This is a genomic window from Nocardiopsis sp. MG754419, from assembly GCF_018207095.1.
Lineage (GTDB): Bacteria > Actinomycetota > Actinomycetes > Streptosporangiales > Streptosporangiaceae > Nocardiopsis.
On sequence record NZ_QOCZ01000014.1, the window covers coordinates 37,954 to 57,909 of the forward strand.

The 19,956-nt window shown below is 71.7% G+C and carries 15 protein-coding genes and 1 pseudogene; 8 read left to right on the plus strand and 8 right to left on the minus strand.

Translation table 11 applies throughout. From position 1 onward, the window contains the following. Window positions 1–108: 108 nt before the first annotated feature. Together DSY14_RS04555 and DSY14_RS04560 are read right to left on the minus strand one after the other, a co-directional pair. Window positions 109–2,076: a M3 family metallopeptidase gene (locus tag DSY14_RS04555; RefSeq protein WP_211715173.1), complete on the minus strand. Its 1,968-nt coding sequence runs from the start codon at window positions 2,074–2,076 to the stop codon at window positions 109–111. 142 nt (window positions 2,077–2,218) lie between these two features. After that, window positions 2,219–3,769 (minus strand): ABC transporter substrate-binding protein, encoded by a 1,551-nt coding sequence (locus tag DSY14_RS04560; protein WP_211715174.1) that lies wholly within the window; start codon window positions 3,767–3,769, stop codon window positions 2,219–2,221. Between the two features lie 287 nt (window positions 3,770–4,056). Here DSY14_RS04560 and DSY14_RS04565 point away from each other — a divergent pair, with 287 nt between their 5' ends. Both DSY14_RS04565 and DSY14_RS04570 read left to right on the plus strand, forming a co-directional pair. Then, window positions 4,057–5,826: an ABC transporter ATP-binding protein gene (locus tag DSY14_RS04565; RefSeq protein WP_211715175.1), complete on the plus strand. Its 1,770-nt coding sequence runs from the start codon at window positions 4,057–4,059 to the stop codon at window positions 5,824–5,826. After that, on the plus strand, window positions 5,823–7,565 hold the full coding sequence (locus tag DSY14_RS04570; RefSeq protein WP_211715176.1) for an ABC transporter ATP-binding protein: 1,743 nt from the start codon (window positions 5,823–5,825) through the stop codon (window positions 7,563–7,565). Before DSY14_RS04565 ends, DSY14_RS04570 begins: the two co-directional genes overlap by 4 nt. A 61-nt stretch (window positions 7,566–7,626) precedes the next feature. On the opposite strand, the gene DSY14_RS04575 is transcribed toward DSY14_RS04570, so the two are convergent. Next, window positions 7,627–8,202 carry a GNAT family protein gene (locus DSY14_RS04575; RefSeq protein ID WP_307851126.1) on the minus strand — a complete coding sequence of 192 codons (576 nt, stop codon included), beginning with the start codon at window positions 8,200–8,202 and terminating at the stop codon, window positions 7,627–7,629. 124 nt (window positions 8,203–8,326) lie between these two features. On the opposite strand from DSY14_RS04575, the gene DSY14_RS04580 reads away from it, so the two are divergent. Further along, window positions 8,327–8,896: a DNA-3-methyladenine glycosylase I gene (locus tag DSY14_RS04580; RefSeq protein ID WP_211715177.1), complete on the plus strand. Its 570-nt coding sequence runs from the start codon at window positions 8,327–8,329 to the stop codon at window positions 8,894–8,896. 56 nt (window positions 8,897–8,952) lie between these two features. Continuing rightward, entirely contained in the window at window positions 8,953–9,774 is an 822-nt protein-coding gene (locus DSY14_RS04585) for an NAD(P)H-binding protein (RefSeq protein WP_211715178.1), read from the plus strand. On the opposite strand, the gene DSY14_RS04590 is transcribed toward DSY14_RS04585, so the two are convergent. Then, entirely contained in the window at window positions 9,771–11,507 is a 1,737-nt protein-coding gene (locus tag DSY14_RS04590; protein WP_211715179.1) for an ABC-F family ATP-binding cassette domain-containing protein, read from the minus strand. The genes DSY14_RS04585 and DSY14_RS04590 overlap by 4 nt on opposite strands. 150 nt (window positions 11,508–11,657) lie before the next feature. On the opposite strand from DSY14_RS04590, the gene DSY14_RS04595 reads away from it, so the two are divergent. The 3 genes and pseudogenes from DSY14_RS04595 (at window position 11,658) to DSY14_RS04605 (ending at window position 13,468) form a co-directional block, all read left to right on the plus strand. Then, window positions 11,658–12,275: a TetR/AcrR family transcriptional regulator gene (locus tag DSY14_RS04595; RefSeq protein WP_211715180.1), complete on the plus strand. Its 618-nt coding sequence runs from the start codon at window positions 11,658–11,660 to the stop codon at window positions 12,273–12,275. Window positions 12,276–12,404: 129 nt separating this feature from the next. Further along, a pseudogene (locus DSY14_RS28620) lies at window positions 12,405–12,632 on the plus strand (ATP-binding cassette domain-containing protein); the annotation flags it as partial. A 65-nt stretch (window positions 12,633–12,697) separates the two neighbouring features. Continuing rightward, complete coding sequence (locus DSY14_RS04605; protein WP_211715182.1) at window positions 12,698–13,468, plus strand: TetR/AcrR family transcriptional regulator; 771 nt, start codon at window positions 12,698–12,700, stop codon at window positions 13,466–13,468. Window positions 13,469–13,480: 12 nt separating this feature from the next. Here the strand turns inward: DSY14_RS04605 and DSY14_RS04610 are convergent, their stop codons facing one another. The 4 genes from DSY14_RS04610 to zwf all read right to left on the minus strand — a co-directional run bounded on the left by DSY14_RS04610 (window position 13,481) and on the right by zwf (window position 18,208). Further along, the gene (locus tag DSY14_RS04610; RefSeq protein WP_211715183.1) at window positions 13,481–14,011 is read right to left on the minus strand and encodes a redoxin domain-containing protein; all 531 of its coding nucleotides are present in this window, start codon (window positions 14,009–14,011) and stop codon (window positions 13,481–13,483) included. Between the two features lie 211 nt (window positions 14,012–14,222). Next, entirely contained in the window at window positions 14,223–14,861 is a 639-nt protein-coding gene (locus DSY14_RS04615) for a bifunctional 4-hydroxy-2-oxoglutarate aldolase/2-dehydro-3-deoxy-phosphogluconate aldolase (RefSeq protein ID WP_211715184.1), read from the minus strand. A gap of 51 nt (window positions 14,862–14,912) precedes the next feature. Then, a complete protein-coding gene (edd, locus tag DSY14_RS04620) occupies window positions 14,913–16,730 on the minus strand; it encodes a phosphogluconate dehydratase (RefSeq protein ID WP_211715185.1) in 1,818 nt (605 codons plus the stop codon). Further along, window positions 16,727–18,208, minus strand: a complete 1,482-nt coding sequence (zwf, locus tag DSY14_RS04625; RefSeq protein ID WP_211715186.1) for a glucose-6-phosphate dehydrogenase — start codon at window positions 18,206–18,208, stop codon at window positions 16,727–16,729. The genes edd and zwf overlap by 4 nt, the downstream gene beginning before the upstream one ends. Window positions 18,209–18,438: 230 nt before the next feature. On the opposite strand from zwf, the gene DSY14_RS04630 reads away from it, so the two are divergent. Beyond that, complete coding sequence (locus DSY14_RS04630) at window positions 18,439–19,626, plus strand: ROK family transcriptional regulator (RefSeq protein WP_211715187.1); 1,188 nt, start codon at window positions 18,439–18,441, stop codon at window positions 19,624–19,626. Window positions 19,627–19,956 lie beyond the last annotated feature (330 nt).

The following is a 19,956-nucleotide window of genomic DNA, read 5'->3' on the forward strand; positions in this document are numbered from 1 at the left end:
CTTCGGCCCGCCTCCGGAGGCTCCCGGTGCGACGGGACACGGTGGCCCACGGCACCCGTCACGGGAACGGCTCCGCCTCGAACCACGCGTCGAGGCGGAGCCGTCGTACTACTGCAGGCCCTTACGCGCGAGCAGCGGCTCCATGCCGGGCTCACGCCCCAGGAAGTCCCGGACCGCGTCCATCGGGTCGACGCTGCCGCCCACCGACAGCACCTTCGCGCGGAACCGGTCGCCGTTCTCCCGGAGCAGCCCGCCGTTGGCCTTGAACCACTCCACGCTCTCGGCGTCCAGCACCTCACTCCACACGTAGGAGTAGTAGCCGGCGCTGTACCCGTTGGCGAACACGTGCATGAAGTACGAGGTCCGGTAGCGGGGGCGCACCAGCGGATGCAGGGCGCCCACGGCCTCCAGGGCCTTGTTCTCGAAGGCGAGGGCGTCGTCCACCGTCGTCCCGGGCTCCAGACGGTGCCACGACCAGTCCAGCAGCGCCGCCGCCAGGTACTCGAAGGTGGAGAAACCCTGGTTGAACTTCTCCGCCGCGGTGAGCCGCTCCACCAGCTCGGCCGGGACCGGCTCACCCGTCTCGTGGTGCTTGGCGTAGTGCGCGAGGATCTCCGGCCAGGTCGCCCACATCTCGTTGACCTGGGACGGGAACTCCACGAAGTCACGCGGCACGCTCGTGCCCTCGACGCGTGGGTAGCGCACCGCCGACAGCAGCCCGTGCAGGGCGTGGCCGAACTCGTGGAACGCGGTCTCCACCTCGTCGAACGTGAGCAGGGTCGGCCCCGACACCGGCTTGGTGATGTTGAGGTTGTTCACCACCACCGGCCGCTCGTCCAGCAGGTGGGACTGGTCCACGAGGTTGTGCATCCACGCGCCGCCGCGCTTGGTCGCCCGGGCGTAGGGGTCGAGCAGGAACAGGCCGAGGGCGGTACCGTCGGCGTCGAAGACCTCCCACGTCCGCACGTCGGCGTGGTATCCCCGCAGGTCGGACCGTTCGCTGAAGGTCAGACCGTACAGGCGCGTCGCCGCGTACAGAATGCCGTCCTCGATCACCCGGCCGAGCTCGAAGTACGGGCGCAGGGCGTTCTCGTCGAAGTCGTAGCGGGCCTTGCGGACCTGCTCGGCGTAGTACGGCCAGTCCCACGGTTCGATGTCGTGCCCGGCGTGCGCGGCGAGTTCGGCCGCCTCGCGCTCGACGTTGCGCCGCGCGGGTCCGACCAGTTGCCCCAGTCGCTCCTCGACCGCCTCCACCGTCTTGGCGGTCTGGTCGGCGACCTTGTAGGCGGCGTGGTCGGGGTAGCCGCGCAGTGCGGCCTGCTCGGCGCGGATGGTCGCCACGCGTCGGGCGATCTCCAGGTTGGCCGGGGCGCGCTCCACGCTGAGGGTGTACAGCCGCTCGCGGGTCGCGCGGTCGTTCAGGCGGGCCAGCGCGGGCTGCACGGTGGTGTTGAGCAGGGGCAGGACGTACTCGCCGTCCTTCTCGATGGCCTGGAGCCACGCGTCGTCGAGCCCGTCGAGCTCGGAGACGTCCCGGGTGACCAGGGCGGACTCCGTGGAGGCCCGGACGAGGTTGCGGGAGAACTCCGTGCCGAGCTCGGACACCTCGGTGTTGAGCTCGCGCATGCGCTCCTGCTGGGCGTCGTCCAGGTCGGCGCCGGCCTGGACGAAGTCGAGCCGGTACCGCTCCAACAGCCGGGTCTCCTCCGGGCCGGAGGCGGTGACCCGCTTGATGCGGTCCCACAGGCCCCGGTGGAGGAGGATGGCGTCCTGGTGGCCCGTGGCGAGCGGAGCGAGTTCGGCCTCCAGCGCCTGGACGCCCTCGGTGGCGTCCGAACCGGCGAGGGTGTGCAGGACGATCTCGACCCGCTTCAGCGTCCGCCCCGAGCGCTCCAGGGCGGCGATGGTGTTCTCGAAGGTGGGCTCCGCCGGGTCCGCGACGATCGCCTCCACCTCGGCGAGGTGCTCGGCCACACCCTGATCGAAGGCGGGCCGGAAGTGCTCCTCGCGGATCGACGCGAAGTCCGGAAGCCCGTAGGGCAGGGTACTCGGTGACAGGAACGGGTTGTCGGTCAAGGATGTGCTCCTGGTTCGTCGGCGCCGGATCACGGCATCGGGGACGTTCGTGCCGTTCTACCGTGTGTCCCCTCGCCTGTCACCCGGCGCCCTCCGTTCCCGGGTGCGGTTCCTCACCGGCGGTGTCGCGGCGGGCGGTCGCTCAGTCCCCGATGACGTGCGGGTCCGGTTCCGGTCCGGTGGCGTCGCTCAGCGGCAGCTCGACGATGGGGACGTACCGGCCCGTGGCCTCGCCCGCGCCCTCGGGGCTGTAGGTGAGCGTGCCGCCGCCGGCCTTGACCTGGTTGTTGAGGGTGTTGAGCAACATCAGGCGCGCATGGACCGCCTCCGCGGTCGGCGTCTCGCCCTCGCTCCCCTGCTCGTTGGTCATGCGGATGGCCGCGGCGGCCACGGCCACGGCGTCGTGGTTGACGAGCGCGTAGCCGTTGCGGAGCCGTGCGAGGTCGGGGTCGTGCTCGTCGAAGTGCCCCCGGTAGGCCTCGAGGAAGTCGGCGTAGCCCTCGGGGACGTCCGGGGAACCGGCGGGCGCGTCGTTCCACCGCGGGTCCTGTCCGGTGGCGTAGACGAGCGTGATGTCCTGCTCTTCGAGGATCGACATCTCCTCCTCCTGGTTGAGCATGCTCATGCCGGTGGAGACGAAGAGGATCCGGAGCGGACGGTCGCAGACGCTGTACCTGAGGCTGTCCAGGAACGCGTCGAGGTCGGGGGCGCGACCGGCGAAGAGCACGGTGTCGGCGTCGGTCGCGCACACGTTGCCGGACACGTCGGAGAACAGGCCGGAGGGCGGGGTGTCGCCGACCGTGGTGCCCGCGTACGTCTGGACGGCGCGTCCTTCGGTGTACGTGTCCAGGTGCTCGTCGAAGGCGGTCTTCAGCGTGGAGACGAACAGGTCGGGCTGGGTCTGGTCGTGGACGACGACGGCCCGGGCCGGGTCGTCGAGGCCCTCCAGGTAGGCCTTCAACGCCTCGACGTACTCGTTGTTGCTCGGCGCCACGCGGATGACCCCGGCCAACGCGGGGTCGTCCTCGGTCCCGGCGTCGTCGATCCCCCCGGGTCCGTGCGCGAGACCGTCCGCGGTGAGCGCCGAGGAGATCATGGGGACCTCGTGCCGGTGGAGTTCCTCGGCGACCTCACGGGTCGACTCGATGCTGACCCCCAGACCGGTGACGGCCACGAGCGGGCGCTCCTCGTCCCGTGCCATGGCGACGAGGTCCTCCACCACCGGCCCCCGGCCCTCCTGCCGCCCGCCCATGTTCGCCAGGACCAACTGGATCTGGGGGGTGGGGTCACCGAAGGCGCGGGTGTCGTTGGCGCGGATCTGGGCGGTGTAGGCGCCCTCCAGGGCTCCGCGCATCCGGACGGGGTCCATCGGACCGACACCGTCGAAGCTCAGCGTGCCGAGGAAGGCGACCCGAACGACGGGTCTGCCGTCGTCGAGCGCGGCCACGCGGTCGTTCTCCTCCTTGATGCGTTCGGAGACCACCCCGAACTCGTCGTCGAAGACGAAGGAGCCGTCGGTGACGCCGACGCACGCGCCCTGGAACTCCCGGACCCCGCTGGCGGGCCCTCCACAGGTGAACCGGTCCCCCATCACGAGGGCGGTCGCCACGACCACGAGGACCAGCGCCGCCGCACCGGCCAGCAGCAAGATCCGTTTCCTGTTCCCGCCGCCTACGTCGGCCGGGTCGGCCATCTGTGGTCACCTCTCCTGGTCAACGACTCGCCAAGCACTTATGATGCGCGTTTTCGCTCGATATATGAGCCCTCCGGCCTTTCGTGACGCAGGCGTTATACGAATTCAGTCACTTTTTCTCCTGTAAATCACAGAAATCACTTTTGTTGCTGGAGGTGACCATGGTGGCTTTGTCAACGAAACGCACGACCTCCTCCCCACCCTGCTCTCGGACACCCCACGGCCCCCGGCCGCCGCGCGCCGGGCCTCTGATTCGATGAGGGGACCCCCCTTTCCTGGAGAAGCCCATGGCTCGCACGACCGACGTCCCCGGACCCTGGGGCACTCTTCCTCTGCCGCGCTCCGCCCTTCCCAACACCGGCACACCCGACCTTCGCGATTCCGCGCGATTCGTGTGGTGGCTCATTTCCCGTCAGCCCTGGCGCGTGGCGCGCGGGGCCCTCATCGGCACCCTGTGGATGGGCGTCCTGATGATTCCGCCGTACCTGTTGTCCCGGGCCATCGACGACGGGCTCCGCGCCGAGAACCCCCGCGCGCTCTTCCTGTGGGTGGCGGCGCTGGTCGCGGTCACCGTCCTCAACGCGGTGCTGTCGATCCTGCGCCACCGCACGATGTCGCTGGTGCGCATGGACGCCGCGCACCGGACGATGCGGGTGATGGCCCGACACTCCACCGTGCTCGGCTCCTCCCTCTCCCGCAGGGTCACCTCGGGTGAGCTGTCCACCGTGCAGGCCTCCGACGTCCTGCTCATCGCGCACATCCTCACCATGACCGGGCCCGGGGTGGGGGCGGTCATCGCCTACGCGGGGGTCGCGATCCTGCTCTTCACCATGTCTCCACCGCTGGCCGCGATCGTCGTGTTCGGCGTCCCCGTTCTGGCGCTGGTGGTGGGCCCGCTGCTCGGCCGGTTGCAGGCTCGTCAGCGGACCTACCGTGAGCACCAGGGCGTGACCACCGCGCTGGCCGCGGACATCGTGTCGGGACTACGCGTACTGTGCGGCATCGGCGGCAAGGAGCACTTCGCCCGGCGCTACGCGGAGCGGTCCGAGGCCCTGCTGCACCAGGGGTACCGGGTCAGTGAGACCACCAGTTGGTTCCAGGCGGTGAGCTCCTGTCTGCCCGTGGTCTTCCTCGGCGTGGTGACGTGGGTGGCCGCACGGCTGACGGTCACCGGCCAGATCACCGTGGGCGAGACCGTCGCGGTCTACGCGTACGTGGCCATCCTCATCGTGCCGATCCTGTTCCTCATCGAGGGCGCCACCGGGGTCACCCAGGGGCTGGTCTCGACCCGGCGGGCGCTGCGGGTCCTCGCCCTGGAGCCGCCGCTCGTCGGGAGCGGGCGGAACCGGCCGGGCCCCGCGGTCGGCGCGGACCTGGTCGACCCGGTCTCGGGGGTCACCGTCCCCGCCGGGAGGGCCACCGCGTTGGTCTCCACCTCCCCCGAGGAGGCCTCCGTCGTCGCGGACCGCCTGTGCCGCTACACCGACTCCGACGCCGTGTGGGGCGGCATCCCGCTGCGCGACGTGGAACTGACCGAGGTCCGCGACCGCCTGATGCTCGGCGACAACGACGCCTATCTGTTCGCCGGGTCGTTGCGACAGGTCTTGGACCCGCACGCCACCCGATCCGACGACGCGCTGCGCGCGGCGCTGCGCGTGGCCGCCGCCCTCGACGTCCTGTCCACCATGCCCGACGGCCTGGACTCGTGGGTGGAACCCCAGGGCCGCAACCTCTCCGGCGGGCAGCGTCAACGGATCAGGCTCGCCCGCTCGGTGCTCGCCGACCCGGAGGTGCTGGTGTTGGTGGAGCCCACCTCGGCGGTGGACACGCACACGGAGGCGGCGATCGCCGAACGCCTCCACGAGGCACGGGCCGGACGCACCACCGTGGTCCTGGGCACCTCACCCCTGCTGCTGGACCACGCCGACCGGGTCGTTCTCCTCGTCGCCGGGGAGGTGGCCGCGGTCGGCACGCACGGAGAACTCGCGGAGAGCAGGTCCGACTACCGGGCGCTGGCCCTGCGCGGCGCCGACGAGAACGGGGAGGTCCAGGCATGAGCGAGCGGCTTCCGATCGCCGACCGGGCCCAGGTACGCCAGGACACCGTGGCGCTGCTGCGCGCCGAACGCGGACGGGTCGCGCGCCTGGTGACCCTGACCCTGCTGGCCGGCGCGGCGGGGCTGGTCGGCCCCTATCTGCTGGGCCGGATCATCGACATGGTCGAGGCGGGAACCGCCACCCTGGCCGCCGTGGACCTCCTGGCCGCCGGTGTGGTGGTGGCCGCCTGCGCCCAGTTGATCCTCACCCGCTACGCGCGCCGCGCGACCCACCGGTTCGGCGAACACGTCCTCCGGCGGCTGCGCGAGGACTTCGTGGAGCGGACGCTGTCGCTGCCGACCCGGGTGGTGGAGCGTTCGGGGACCGGGGACCTCACCACCCGGGTGTCGGCGGACGTGGCGACCGTGGGCCAGTCGTTGCGCGGTGTCCTGCCCGACCTGGCGCTCCACCTGTTCCAGCTCGTGGTGCTGTTCGGCGCGATCTTCTGGATCAGCCCGCTGCTGGGGGTGTGCGCGCTCATCACGGTCCCGCTGGTGGTGCCGGTGGTCCGCTGGTACCTGCGCCGATCCCGACCGGCCTACCTGGCGGAGGGGTCCGCGCTGTCGGGGGCGTTGGAGAACGTGTCCGCCACCGCCGAGGGCGGCCGCACGGTCGAGGGTCTGGGCGTCCAGGCGGACCGGATCGCGGTGACCGACGACGACGTGGGCCTGCTGTACCGGGCCCGGCGCGGCACCCTGCGCCTGCGCTCGGTCCTCTTCCCCGTCACCGAGGGCGCGTTCCTGATGCCGAGCGCCATCGCCCTGCTGGTCGGCGGGATGGTGTACCTCGGCGGCGGGATCGGGTTGGGCGCGCTGGTGACCTGCCTTCTCTACATCGAGCAGGCGGTGAACCCCATGATCCGGTCGGCGCAGTGGATCGAGGAGATCCAGCGGGCCGCGGCCTCCTTCGCGCGGCTGCGCGGGGTGGAGCGGCTGCCGGCGGAGTCCACCGAGCCCGGCCCGGAACCCGAGGGCGACGGGATCGAACTGGTGGACGTGCACTACGCCTACGTGCCCGGCCACGACGTCCTGCGCGGGATCGACCTCGACATCCGTCCCGGCGAACGGCTCGCCGTGGTGGGCCCCTCCGGAGCGGGCAAGACCACCATCGGACGCCTGTTGTCCGGAGCGGACGTCCCCGGTTCCGGGCGGGTCCTGGTGGGCGGGGTGCCGGTCGGCGACCTGGCCCCCGGGGTACTGCGCGAACGGGTGGTGCTGGTCGACCAGGAACACCACGTGTTCACGGGTTCGTTGCGGGAGAACCTCGCCATCGCCGCCCCGGACGGCGACGACGCGTGCCTGGTCGCGGCGTTGGAGGCGGTGGACGCCCTCTGGGTCCGGGACCTGCCCGAGGGTTTGGACACCCTGGTGGGCTCGGGCGGCGCGGCGCTGGACCCGGCCCGCGCCCAGCAGGTGGCGCTGGCCCGGGTGGTGCTGCTCGACCCGCACACGGTGGTGCTGGACGAGGCCACCTCCCTGCTGGATCCGCGCACGGCACGCGCGACGGAACGCTCCCTGGCCGCCGTGTTGGCCGGGCGGACGGTGCTCGCGATCGCGCACCGGCTGCACACGGCGCACGACGCCGACCGGGTCGCGGTCGTGGAGGAGGGCCGGATCACCGAGATCGGGTCGCACGACAAGCTCATCGCCGCCGACGGCGCCTACGCCGCCCTGTGGTCGTCCTGGCACGGCACCGACTGAGCGCCCCTCGGCCCGGACCCCCGACCCCGGGGATCCGGGCCGAGGTCCCCGAAGACCCCGGCTAGGCCTCGCCGTTCCCCCGAGGCGGCGGGGCCGGGCGTTCGAAGACGATCTCCAGGCCGTCGCGTTCGTCCCACTGTTCGCCCACGCGCTCGAATCCGTGTCCGGCGATGGTGGCGAGGGAGCCCGCGTTGTCCGGGCTGATCGAGGCGCGGACGATGGCCACCTCGGGCGACGCGTCCGCCCGACGGAGCAGTTCGGCGAGTATCGCCCGCGCGTACCCGCGACGGCGCAGCTCGGGAAGGACCGAGTAGCCGATCTCCACACGGCGTCGCTCGTCCGGTGGGCCGTGGAAACCGGCGTGGCCGACCGCACGGCCGTCGTCGGCGTCCAGCACCACGTCGGTCAGCCACCCGGCGCGGGAGGGCACCGCCCTCAGCTGGTCCAGCCGGAGCCCGGTGAGCCACCGCATCTCCTCGTCGGCGAAGTGGGCGCCCAGCGTGGCCCCCACCAGTCGCCCCGCGGTCGCCGTGTCACCGTCCTTCAGGGCGGCCAGGACCGGTGCGGTCATCTCCACCAGGCGCACCCGAGGGGGCCCGTCCGGGCGTCGCCGGGCCCGCGCTTCCTTGTTCGTCACCCGCACATCCTCCCCCGCGGGTGGGCGCCCCTCAACGCGTTTTCGGGCGCGTACGCGCCACGGATCGTCCGGGGTGTCGGGGACGATGATCGGGCCCACCGCGACCCGCACACGAGGAGACCCCATGACCCCCGGCGACGATCGACGCTGTTCCTGGGCTCGGAACGCGTCCGATCTCATGACCGAGTACCACGACACCGAGTGGGGGCGCCCCTCCCACGAGGACCGGTACCTGTTCGAGATGCTCGTCCTGGAAGGGGCCCAGGCGGGGCTGTCCTGGGCGACCGTGCTGAACAAACGGGAGAACTACCGGCGCGCGATGGACGGTTTCGACGTGGAGCGGATCGCCGGCTACGGGGAGGACGACACGGTCCGGCTGCTCGCGGACGCGGGCATCATCCGCAACCGCCTCAAGATCGGCTCGGCGGTGCGCAACGCCCAGGCCTTCCTCCGGGTGCGCGAGGAGTGCGGGAGCTTCGACGCCTATCTGTGGGACCGGGTGGACGGCGTACCGGTGATCGGACACTGGACCGCGCCCGAGGAGGTGCCGGTGACCACACCGCTCGCCGACCGGCTGAGTCGGGACCTCAAGCGCCGCGGGTTCACCTTCGTGGGCGGTACCATCATCTACTCCTACCTCCAGGCCACCGGTGTGGTGGAGGACCACTTGGTGGGCTGTCCGGCCAAACCCTGAAGGATGTCGTACGCTGTACGGCACAACCGACGACTTTCCTTCCCTCGGGAGAGGCCATGACCTACCTCGTCACCGGTGCCACCGGAACCGTCGGGCGCGCGATCGTCCGCCGACTCCTGGAGACCGGCCACCCGGTACGCGCCCTCACCCGCGACGTCGATCGGGCACGGCCCCTGCTGCCGCAGGGGGTCGAGGTGGTCCGGGGCGACCTCACCGCCCCGGAGTCGCTCGTGCCCCACATGGACGGGGTGACCGGGCTGCACCTGGTCACCTTCGGCGGCGACGACCACGCCCCCCTGGAGACCGGGCCGCGCTTGGTGGAACTGGCCGAGGCCGCCGGTGTGCGCCGGGTGACGGTGCTGTCCGACTTCTACGAGGGGGGCGTCCAGGCGGCCCTGCGCGACAGCCGCCTCGCCTGGACCTTCCTGAACCCGGTCGAGTTCATGGCCAACACGACCGCCTGGGCCGCGTCGATCCGTGCCGAGGGGATCGTGCGCGAGCCGGGCCCGGGCCCGAGCGCCGTGGTGCACGAGGCCGACATCGCGTCGGTCGCGGTCACCGCGCTCACACAGGACGGGCACGGGGGCCACAGCCTCCTCCTCACCGGACCGGAGGCGCTCACGCTCCGACAACGGGTCGACGTGCTCGCCCGCGCCCTCGACCGCGAGGTCACCCTGGTCGTCCTCACCCCGGAGGAACTGGTCGCGTCCCTGCGCGCCCAGGGCCACGACGAGGAGTACGTGGCCTTCGCCCACGCGCTGGCCGTGGACCCGCCCGAGGTCGGCGGACGGGTGCAGGACACCGTCGAACGGGTGACCGGCCGACCGGCGCGCACCTTCGCCGCATGGGTCGAGGAGAACGCGCACCTCTTCCGCTAGGAGGGCCCTCCACCCGAGCCCACCACCTCCACCGGGGGCCGGCCGCGTTCCACCGCCCACCGTCGCCGCACCCCGATCTCCTCCAGGAAGACGTGATCGTGGCCGACCACCAACAGCGCGCCCCGGTAGGCGCCCAGGGCCTGCACCAGCTGTGCCCGGCTCTCCAGGTCGAGGTTGTTGGTGGGCTCGTCCAGGATCAGCAGGCGTGGCGGCGCGTCGGCGAGCAGGAGGCGGGCCAGTGCCACCCGGAAGCGCTCGCCTCCGGACAGGTCCGCGACCCGCCGCTCCACCCGATCACCGCGCAGCAGGAACCGGGCCAGTCCGGCGCGCACGACCTGCTCCGAGGCCGAGGGCGCCGCGGCGCGCAGGTGGTCGAGCACGCTCGGTTCCCCGTCCGGGAGGTCGAGTCGTTGGGGCAGGTAGCCCACCCGGTCGGTCACGTGGGCGACCCGCACGGGCGGCCCGTACCCGGGGGGCACGGTCCGGCTCCCCCGCGCCGCGGCGACGATCGCGCGCACCAGGGTGGTCTTGCCCGAACCGTTCGGCCCGACGATCGCCACACGTTCGGGTCCGCGCAGGGACCACCGTCCGTCCGCGGCCGGGCCCGGGCCCTGAGCGGACTCCTTTCCCGGGCCTCGCGGCGAGGCGCCCCGGGCGATCAGGTCGGTCTCGGCACCCGATGACCACCGTTCGAGGAGGAGCACGTCCTGTCCGGCCGGAACCTCGGTGTGCGGCAGGTGGATCCGGATGGCGGGGTCGTCGCGCACCGTCTCCTCGGCCCGGTCCCGTTCCTCGCGTGCCCGCGACAGTCGCTCCTCCAGCGTGGCGCGGTGCTTGCCGGCGGACACCTGCGCCTCCCGCTTGCGCTGGTTCATGATGACGCGCGGCTCACGCTTGGTGTCGTACTTCTTCTGCCCGAAGCGGACCCGCCGGGCCAGCTTGACCTGGGCCTCGGCGAGTTGTCGTCGCTCGCGACGCACTCCGCCCTCGGCGGCACGGACCGCCCGTCGCGCGGCCTCCTGTTCGGCCGCGACCTGCTCGGTGTAGGCGGTGAAGTCCCCTCCCCAAGTGCGCAGGTGCCCGTCCCGGAGTTCGGCGATCCGGTCGACCAGGCCCAGAAGCTCCGGGTCGTGGCCGACCACGACGAGTACCCCGGGCCAGTGCTCGACGGCCCGGTACAGACGCTCACGGGCGGGCCGGTCGAGGTTGTTGGTGGGTTCGTCCAGCAGGGTGACGGCGGGTCGGCGCAACGCGATCCCGGCCAGCGCGGTCAGGATGCTCTCCCCTCCGGAGAGTGCGGCGACCCGACGGTCCAACGGAGCGTGGGACCGCACACCCAGGTCGAGGCCGAACCGCTCCAGGTGGGCGAGGGCACGTTCCTCGATGTCCCAGTCGTCACCGATCGCGGCGAAGTCGGCCGGGTCGGTCCCCCCGGCCTCGACGGCGTGCAGTGCGAGGCGCGTCCGCTCGATGCCGAGCAGCTCGGCGACGGTGGCATCGGCGGCCAGGGGCGTCGACTGGGCCAGGTGGCCCACGTCCCCGTCGACGGCGATGGTGCCGGAGGTCGGGGTGAGGTGTCCGGCGACCAGCCGGAGCAGGGTGGACTTGCCGGTCCCGTTGCGTCCGATCAGCCCGGTGCGTCCGGTGCCGAAGGTGACGTCCAGGTCGCGGATCGGGGTCGTGCCGTCAGGCCAGGAGAAGGTGAGCCGGTCGCAGACCACGGCGAAGGTCATGAGGCCTCCCGAGGAGGTCGGAGATGGACGGTGGGCGCGGCATCCGACGACGTGGACCCATGACGATCTCCTCCTCGGGCAGACTAATGCGACTTTTGTCGCATGAGCAGAATGACACGAGGCGACACCAAACGCAACTACAGTTGCATTATGAGTTCCGACACGAGTGACACCGGAAACGCCCGGCCGGGCGGCCGGACCGCGCGCAACACCACCGCCGTCCTCCAGGCCACCCTCGACCACCTGGGCGAACACGGATACCAGCGGATCAGCGTGGACCTCATCGCCGCCCACTCCGGGGTCCACAAGGCCACCATCTACCGCCGCTGGGGCGGGGTGGACGGGCTCCTCACCCATGCCCTGGAATGGTCGGCCTCCCTCCCCTGGGAACCCGCCCGCACCGGTGCCCTGCACTCGGACCTGGTCGCCCTGAACACGGAGGTCGCCGAGGGCTTCACCGTCGCGCCGGAACGACGGGTGTCCTACGCGGCGATCGCCGCGGCCTTCGAATCGGAGGCCGCCGCGGCGGCGCTCCGCACCTTCATGGCCGACCGCCACCGACGTTCGGCGGTACTCGTGAGCGAGGCCGTCGCCCGGGGCGAGGCCCCCGAGGGGACCGACGCGGAGGAGGTGGTGCGGGCCGCGGTGGCCCCGATCTACCATCGCCTGCTGGTGTGCCGAGAGCCGGTCGAAGCGGCGCACGTGCGCCGCGCCGCCCGGATCGCCGCAGACGCCGCGGCCGCCGGCGCCTTCCTCGCCGAGGACTGAAGCACCTGGCACCACCCGCCACGACAGGCAGACCCGAGAATTCCTTACGCCCTATGGAATGAACCGGTGAGGCGCCGTGTCTCCTGGTCCGTACGCCGTACTGTACGTAGCACGAAAGGAAGGGGGGACATGGCGTCCCCACATCTCGCGATCAGCGCACGCGCGCTCGGCCGCAGGTTCGAGGACCGGTGGGCCCTGCGCGGTGTCGATCTGGAGGTCGCACCCGGCACCGTGCACGTCCTCCTCGGCCCCAACGGCGCCGGCAGGTCCACCGCCGTCCGTGTGTTCACCACACTGCTCCGTCACCACGAGGGCATCGCCGAGGTCGCCGGACACGACGTCGCCCGCCGTCACCGGGCCACCGGACGTCCACGGGCGTACACTGACCCGTACGCCCTACGGACCCGGACCAGGACGGACCGATGCCCTCGCAGCACAGCAAGAGCGGCGATCCCGCGCGCAGCCTGTCCCTCCTGTGGCGCACCCGGGAGCCGGCCGGCCGCCGCCGGGGCGGACCCGGGCTGACCATCGACCGGATCGTGGCCGCCGCCACCGAACTCGCCGACTCCGAGGGCATCACGGCGCTGTCGATGCGCCGGGTCGCCGACGCGCTCGGCGTGGGCACGATGTCGCTGTACACCTACGTCCCAGGCAAGGGCGAACTCCTCGACCTCATGGTCGACGCCGCCTACGGGGACCTGGACACCGACGACCGCTCCGGTACCTGGCGCGAGCGTCTGCGGCGGATCGCGTTCGCCGACCGGGAGCTGTACGTACGCCACCCGTGGATGTTGCAGGTGGTCACCCTGCGCCTGCTGGGCCCCCACCTGATCGCCAAGTACGACCACGAACTCTCCGCCGTGGACGGCCTGGGGTTGAGCGACGTGGAGATGGACTCGACGGTCAACCTGGTCAACGGCTACGTGGAGAGCACCGTGCGCAAGACACTGGGCGCCGAGCAGGTCGCCCGGGAGTCCGGCATGGACGACGAACAGTGGTGGCGGACCTACGAGCCGCCGCTGACGGCTCTGGCCGACGACGCCCGGTTCCCGATCGCCTCACGGGTGGGGACGGCGGTGGGCCGGGCCCACCGGTCCGTCTACGACCCGGACCACGAGTTCTCCTTCGGGCTGGAGCGGGTCCTGGACGGGGTGCAGGCGCTCGTGGACTCCCGCGCCTGCGCCTCCGACTGAGGCGGGAGGCCGTCAGCCGAGCTCCTCCGCGATGGCGGCGTTGAGTTCGTCCCCGGTCATGGCGCCGGGAACGGTGGTGTGCGTGCCGTCCGGCCGCAGGAAGACGAACGAGGGCGGGCTGATCACCTCGAAGCCGCCCCAGATGGTGCCGTGCTCGTCGATCACGTTGGTCATGTCGTCGATGCCCTGTGCGGCCTCGAAGGACGTGACCGCTTCCTCGTCCGATCGCCCGACGACACCGTGGAAGTCGACGCCGTCGTGGGCCCGGTCCGCAGCCGAGACGACCGAGGCCTGACCGACGCACTCCGAACATTCGGCGGTCCAGAACCACAGGACCGTGGTGGAGTCGGCCAGCGTCTCGCCGTCGAACTCACCACCGTCGGTGGTCGGGGCCGAGAAGCGCAGGGCCCGGTGGATCTCGGGGCTCTCCTCGACGTCGGACTCGAGGGCGTCCACGGTCTCTTCGGGTTCGGATCCGCAGGCCGAGAGCACCAGGGCCAGCGCGGCGATCGTCAGGGTCACGCGGTTCACGGTCGCGCCCATGTCTGCACCTCATTGTGAAATTGATGGGGGGTGATCACAGGTCCACACGTGTGTGTTCCTGTGACTGCAGTGCAGTATGCCTGTAACGAAGCGTTCAAGCATCCCCTCGAGGGCAACTCCGTGACATTCGCATGTTTTTGTCACCTTGCTGCCACACTTCACCCACCCATCGGTGCGACGACACCACCGGTCCGACGCCCTCCCGGGCCCCTCAGTGACGCAGCGCGGACGCCTCCCGGGCCAGTGCGGTGATGTCGTCCCAGCGGGCACCGGCGACCAGCCCGGCCGGCGTGAGCCAGCTGCCGCCGACGCAGCCCACGTTGGGCAGCGCCAGGTAGTCGGGAGCGTTCTGCACGGTGACGCCACCGGTGGGGCAGAACCGCACCTGCGGCAGCGGACCGTTCAGGGACTTGAGGAACCGCGCGCCCCCCGACGCCTCCGCCGGGAAGAACTTCAGCGCGGTCACGCCCTGCTCCAGCAGCGCCATCGCCTCCGACACCGTGGCCACACCCGGCAGGGAGGGAAGACCGGTGTCGGTCATCGCGCGGGCCAGATCCGGAGTGCAACCGGGGCTCACGAGGAACCGGGCGCCCGCCTTCGCGGCCGCCTCGGCCTGTTCGGTGTTGACGACGGTGCCCGCGCCCACCACGGCCTCGGGCACCTCGCGGGCGATCCGCTCGATCGCCTCCAGTGCCGCCGGGGTCCGCAGGGTCACCTCGATGCCGGGCAGCCCGCCCGCCACGAGCGCGCGGGCCAGGGGGGCCGCGTCCTCCGCTTTCTCCACCACGACCACGGGCATGACCGGGGCGAGGGAGAACAGGTCCTCACCGGAGCGGGGAACGGTCGTCATGTGCTTCTCCAAGTGCTGGTTCGGTACGGGTGTGGACGGGGGTCCGGATCCTCAGTGGCCGAAGACGCCGGCACCGGTCTCGGCGGGGCCGACCGCCCCGCGCAGGGCCGCGAAGAGCTCGCGCCCGGTCCCCGCCGAGGAGTCCACGGAGGGGCGTGCGTCCTCCCGGCCGTCGAGATCGGCCAGGACCTCAAGTGTGCCGCGCACCGCGTCCAGTCGAACGATGTCACCGTCGCGTACACGCGCCAGCGGACCCCCCGCCTCCGCCTCCGGGGAGACATGGATGGCCGCGGGCACCTTGCCCGAGGCACCGGACATGCGCCCGTCGGTCACCAGCGCCACCTTCTGGCCCCGGTCCTGCAGCACCGCGAGCGGCGGGGTGAGCTTGTGCAGCTCCGGCATCCCGTTGGCGCGCGGCCCCTGGAACCGCACGACCGCCACGAAGTCACCGTCCAGCCCGCCCGCGGCGAAGGCCTCCTGGAGCGCGGCCTGACCGTCGAAGACCCGGGCCGGGGCCTGGACCACGTGCCGTTCGGGGGCGACCGCCGACACCTTGATGACGGCGCGGCCGAGGTTCCCGGAGAGCATGCGCAGCCCACCGTCGGGGGCGAAGGGGTCACCCACGCCGCGCAGCACCGTCTTGTCGGCGCTGTCCTTCGGCCCGTCCACCCAGACCGGACCGTCCTCGTCCAGCCGGGGCACCTGGCGGTAACGGTCCAGACCGGGGCCGACGAGGGTGCGCACGTCCTCGTGGAGCAGACCGGCGTCGAGCAGGCTCGCGATGAGGAAGGACATGCCGCCCACCTCGTGGAACCGGTTCACGTCGGCGGCGCCGTTGGGGTACATGCGGGTGAGCAGCGGCACCACCTCCGACAGGTCGGCGAAGTCGTCCCAGGTGAGCCGGAGTCCGGCGGCACGGGCGATCGCCACCAGGTGCAGGGTGTGGTTGCTGGAGCCGCCCGTGGCCAACAGCGCCACGACGGCGTTGACGACGGCCTTCTCGTCGACCTGTTCGCCCAGAGGGGTGTACCCCTCCCCCAGCGCGGTGTTGGCGAGCACGCGCCGTCCCGCCTCCTCGGTCAGGGCCGTGCGGAGCGGAGTACCCGGCTGTTCGAAGCTCGCACCGGGCAGGTGCAGGCCCATGACCTCCATGAGCATCTGGTTGGAGTTGGCGGTGCCGTAGAAGGTGCAGGTCCCGGGCGAGTGGTAGGCGGCGGACTCGGCCTGGAGCAGTTCCTCACGGCCGACCCGCCCCTCGGCGAACCGTTGCCGGACCCGGGCCTTGTCCTTGTTGGGCAGGCCCGAGGGCATCGGACCGGCCGGCACGAACGCCACCGGCAGGTGCCCGAAGGACAGCGCACCGATGAGCAGACCGGGCACGATCTTGTCGCACACGCCCAGCATGAGGGCACCGTCGAACATGTCGTGCGACAGCGCCACGGCCGTGGACATCGCGATGACGTCCCGGCTGAACAGGGAGAGTTCCATGCCGTCGCGGCCCTGGGTGATGCCGTCGCACATGGCGGGCACCCCGCCCGCGAACTGGGCGACACCGCCCGCGGCGGACACCGCGGCCTTGATGACCGCCGGGTAGGACTCCAGGGGCTGGTGCGCGGAGAGCATGTCGTTGTAGGCGGAGACGATCGCCAGGTTGGGGGTGACGTCCCCGGAGAGGGCGAGCTTGTCGCCGACACCGCAGGCGGCGAACCCGTGGGCGAGGTTGGCGCAGCCCAGGGAGGTCCGGGCGGGCCCCCGGCCCACGGCCTCACGGATCCGCTCCAGGTAGGCCGATCGGGTGTCGACGCTGCGTTCGGCGAGGCGGCGGGTGACCTCGGCGACGACGGGTTGGAGGTCGGGGTGCGCGGTCATCGGGGTGTCTCCTCTTCGTGCCACGTACGGCCGGTACGGCCGATGAGCCGGTGGGCGCCCGCGGGGCCGGCGCTTCCGGAGGGGTAGGGCTCCGGGGCGACGTCGTGGTCGTCCCAGGCCCGGATGATCGGGTCCACCCAGCGCCACGCGGCCTCGACCTCGTCGCGGCGCATGAAGAGGGTGGAGTCCGCGGCCAACACGTCCATCAAGAGCCGCTCGTAGGCCTCGGGCGAGCGGGTGGCGAAGGTGTCGGCGAAGCTGAGTTCGAGCGGGACCGGCCGGAGCCGCAGCGCTCCGGCGCCGGGCGTCTTGGCCAGCATGGTGAGGTGTATGCCCTCGTCCGGCTGGAGTCGGATGACGAGGGATCCGGAGCCCGGAGGTGTCCCGGCGCCGGGGAAGATGGTGTGCGGGACGTCCCGGAACCGGATGACGATCTCCGAGCGGGCGTGCGACAGCCGCTTGCCGGTGCGTAGGTAGAAGGGCACCCCGGCCCACCGCCAGTTCGCCACCTCGGCGCGCAGGGCCACGAAGGTCTCGGTGGCGCTGGTGGGCGATCCGCCCGCCTCGTCCAGGTAGCCGAGGACCTCCTCGCCCTGGACGACGCCCCGGGTGTACTGCCCGCGCACGGTGTGCTGCTCGACCCGGTCCCCCTGGACGGGGCGCAGTGACTGCAGGACCTTGAGCTTCTCGTCGCGCACGGCGTCGCGGTCGTAGCTGGAGGGCGGTTCCATCGCGGTGAGGCAGAGCAACTGCAACAGGTGGTTCTGGACCATGTCGCGCATGGCGCCGGAGGAGTCGTAGTAGCCCCGGCGACCGCCCACACCGACGGTCTCGGCGGCCGTGATCTGCACGTGGTCGATCCACCGGGAGTTCCACAGGGGTTCGAGGAAGACGTTGGCGAACCGCAGCACGAGCAGGTTCTGCACGGTCTCCTTCCCCAGGTAGTGGTCGATCCGGTAGACGCGGGACTCGTCGAAGACCGCCCCGACCTCGTCGTTGACGGCCTGCGAGGAGGCGAGGTCGCGCCCCAGGGGTTTCTCCATGACCACGCGGGACTCGGGGGTGACCAGGTGGGCGTCGCTCAGGCCGCGGCAGATGGCGCCGGAGATCATCGGGGGCACCGCGAGGTAGAAGACCCGGTCACGGTCGGGGGCGAGGAGGTCGGCCAGATCGGTCCAGCCGGAGCGGTCGCCGCCGACGTCCAGGGTCACGTGGTGGAGGCGCCCGAGGAAGCGTCGCATGACGTCGGGTTCGACCACCTGGACCGCGCTGTGACCGCGTACCGCGGACGCCGCCTTGTCACGCAGGTCCGCGTCGGTCAGCCCGTCCCGGGACACGGCGATGACGCGGGTCCCGCCGTCCAGGTGCCCGTCGCGGTCGAGCAGGTAGAGGGAGGGGAGGAGTTTGCGCATGGACAGGTCACCGGTTCCGCCGAAGACCACCAGGTCGGTGGAGCGGGGCACGGGCTGCTGCTGCATTCGGTCGGCTCCTGCGGGAGGAAGGTGAGGGAGAGGGGCACCTCGCGCGGGGGCGCGGGGCGGTCACGGAGGCGCCGATGCGGGGGTCGAAGTGCCGTGACCTGGGGGTCTTACGTCCCTGTTTCGACCTTAATCGCACTATGGTAAAAAACCAAGCACACTTCAGAACATAAATTTACATAAGTGCACGGTCTTCGCGATGGCCGGCCGAGTGAATGGTTCAATGAGACATGGTCAGAACCCCAGGACGCCTGTCCTCCACCGCGACCAGCGGCCACATCCTGGAGATGATCCGCACCGGAAGTGCCACCAGCAGGTCGGAGATCGCACGCGCGACCGGTCTCTCCCGCCCCTCCGTCGCCCTGCGGATCACCGAACTGATCGAGAGCGGACTGATCACGGAGGGCACCCGCGCCGCCTCCAGCGGCGGCCGGCCGCCCACCCTCCTGGAGTTCAACGCCTCCCGCGGGTTGGTGCTCGCCGGCGCCCTGGGCATGGCCCGCAGCCAGGCGGCCGTGTGCGACCTCGACGGCCGGGTCCTGGTCCGCACCCCCGGCTCCCCCGACATGGAGCAGGGTCCGGACACCACCGTGCCCTGGCTGTTGGACACCTGGAGCGAGCAGATCGCCTCGCTCGGACGCTCCCCCGACGACGTCCACGGCGCGGGCATCGGCCTGCCCGGCACGGTGGAGTTCCACGCCGGCCGCGCGGAGGACGGGCCCGCGCTGGGCAAGTGGGCCGGGGTGGCGTTGGCGCCCCTGGTGACCGAGCGCTTCGCGGTCCCGGTGATGGTGGACAACGACGTCAACGTGATGGCGCTGGGCGAACACATCTCCGGCGGCCACGGCCACACCGAGGACATGGTGTTCGTCAAGGTGTCCACGGGGATCGGCGCCGGTCTGGTCTCGGGCGGCCGACTTCTGCGCGGCGCTCTGGGGGCGGCCGGGGAGATCGGGCACATCCCCGTGCGCGACGGCGGTGGCGTGCCGTGCCGTTGCGGCAACACCGACTGCCTGGAGGCGGTGGCCGGCGGCCGACGCCTGCTGAGGCTCGCGGCGGAGGAGGGGCGGGAGGTCGGCGGCCTGCAGGAACTGGTGACCCTGGCCCGGGAGAGCGACCCGGTGGCCGTCACCCTGGTACGCGCGGCCGGCCGACGGCTGGGCGAGGCGCTCGCGGGTGCGGTCAACCTGCTGAACCCGGAGGTGATCGTGCTCGGCGGCGACCTGTCCGAGGCCTACGACCACCTGGTGGCGGGGGTGCGCGAGGTGGTCTTCCAGCAGTGCACCGCGCTGTCCACCCGTCAGCTGCGGATCGTGCCGAGCAACCTCTGGGACGACGCCGGGGTGCGCGGGTGCGCGGCCATGGTGACCGAGGAGGTCCTGTCCCCGGAGGCCGTGAACAAGCTGCTGGCCGGCTGACCCGGGCCGACGGCGCACAACCCCCCGGTGTGCGGCGGGGCGCCGGGGCGCGGTACGGGTCCGGTGACGGCCGGCCCCGGAGACGTCGCGGGACGAGGACGGTGACGCACGCGGCGGACCACGTGACCGACGGGCGTCGTCCACAGCCCGGGGATCACGGCTCGCGTCCGCACCCCCGGACGAGAGGGGGGTCGAGGGTGCCGCCGGCCCCTCCCGACCGACCCCACTGAACTGCGCGGTCACTGTGACCGGCGCTTCTTTCATGTCATGACACTTGACAAGAAGTACCGATTTACCGAATAGTCACGCACCCGAGCACCTCCCCACACG

What these genes read in the sequence shown, in the direction of transcription:
- DSY14_RS04590 (WP_211715179.1), bottom strand. Translation starts at nt 11,507, where the DNA reads ATGACCTTCGCCGTGGTCTGCGACCGGCTCACCTTCTCCTGGCCTGAC.
- DSY14_RS04615 (WP_211715184.1), bottom strand. Translation starts at nt 14,861, where the DNA reads ATGACGACCGTTCCCCGCTCCGGTGAGGACCTGTTCTCCCTCGCCCCG.
- DSY14_RS04605 (WP_211715182.1), top strand. Translation starts at nt 12,698, where the DNA reads ATGCCCTCGCAGCACAGCAAGAGCGGCGATCCCGCGCGCAGCCTGTCC.
- DSY14_RS04585 (WP_211715178.1), top strand. Translation starts at nt 8,953, where the DNA reads ATGACCTACCTCGTCACCGGTGCCACCGGAACCGTCGGGCGCGCGATC.
- DSY14_RS04595 (WP_211715180.1), top strand. Translation starts at nt 11,658, where the DNA reads ATGAGTTCCGACACGAGTGACACCGGAAACGCCCGGCCGGGCGGCCGG.
- DSY14_RS04565 (WP_211715175.1), top strand. Translation starts at nt 4,057, where the DNA reads ATGGCTCGCACGACCGACGTCCCCGGACCCTGGGGCACTCTTCCTCTG.
- DSY14_RS04570 (WP_211715176.1), top strand. Translation starts at nt 5,823, where the DNA reads ATGAGCGAGCGGCTTCCGATCGCCGACCGGGCCCAGGTACGCCAGGAC.
- DSY14_RS04560 (WP_211715174.1), bottom strand. Translation starts at nt 3,769, where the DNA reads ATGGCCGACCCGGCCGACGTAGGCGGCGGGAACAGGAAACGGATCTTG.
- zwf (WP_211715186.1), bottom strand. Translation starts at nt 18,208, where the DNA reads ATGCAGCAGCAGCCCGTGCCCCGCTCCACCGACCTGGTGGTCTTCGGC.
- DSY14_RS04580 (WP_211715177.1), top strand. Translation starts at nt 8,327, where the DNA reads ATGACCCCCGGCGACGATCGACGCTGTTCCTGGGCTCGGAACGCGTCC.
- DSY14_RS04610 (WP_211715183.1), bottom strand. Translation starts at nt 14,011, where the DNA reads ATGGGCGCGACCGTGAACCGCGTGACCCTGACGATCGCCGCGCTGGCC.
- DSY14_RS04630 (WP_211715187.1), top strand. Translation starts at nt 18,439, where the DNA reads ATGGTCAGAACCCCAGGACGCCTGTCCTCCACCGCGACCAGCGGCCAC.
- edd (WP_211715185.1), bottom strand. Translation starts at nt 16,730, where the DNA reads ATGACCGCGCACCCCGACCTCCAACCCGTCGTCGCCGAGGTCACCCGC.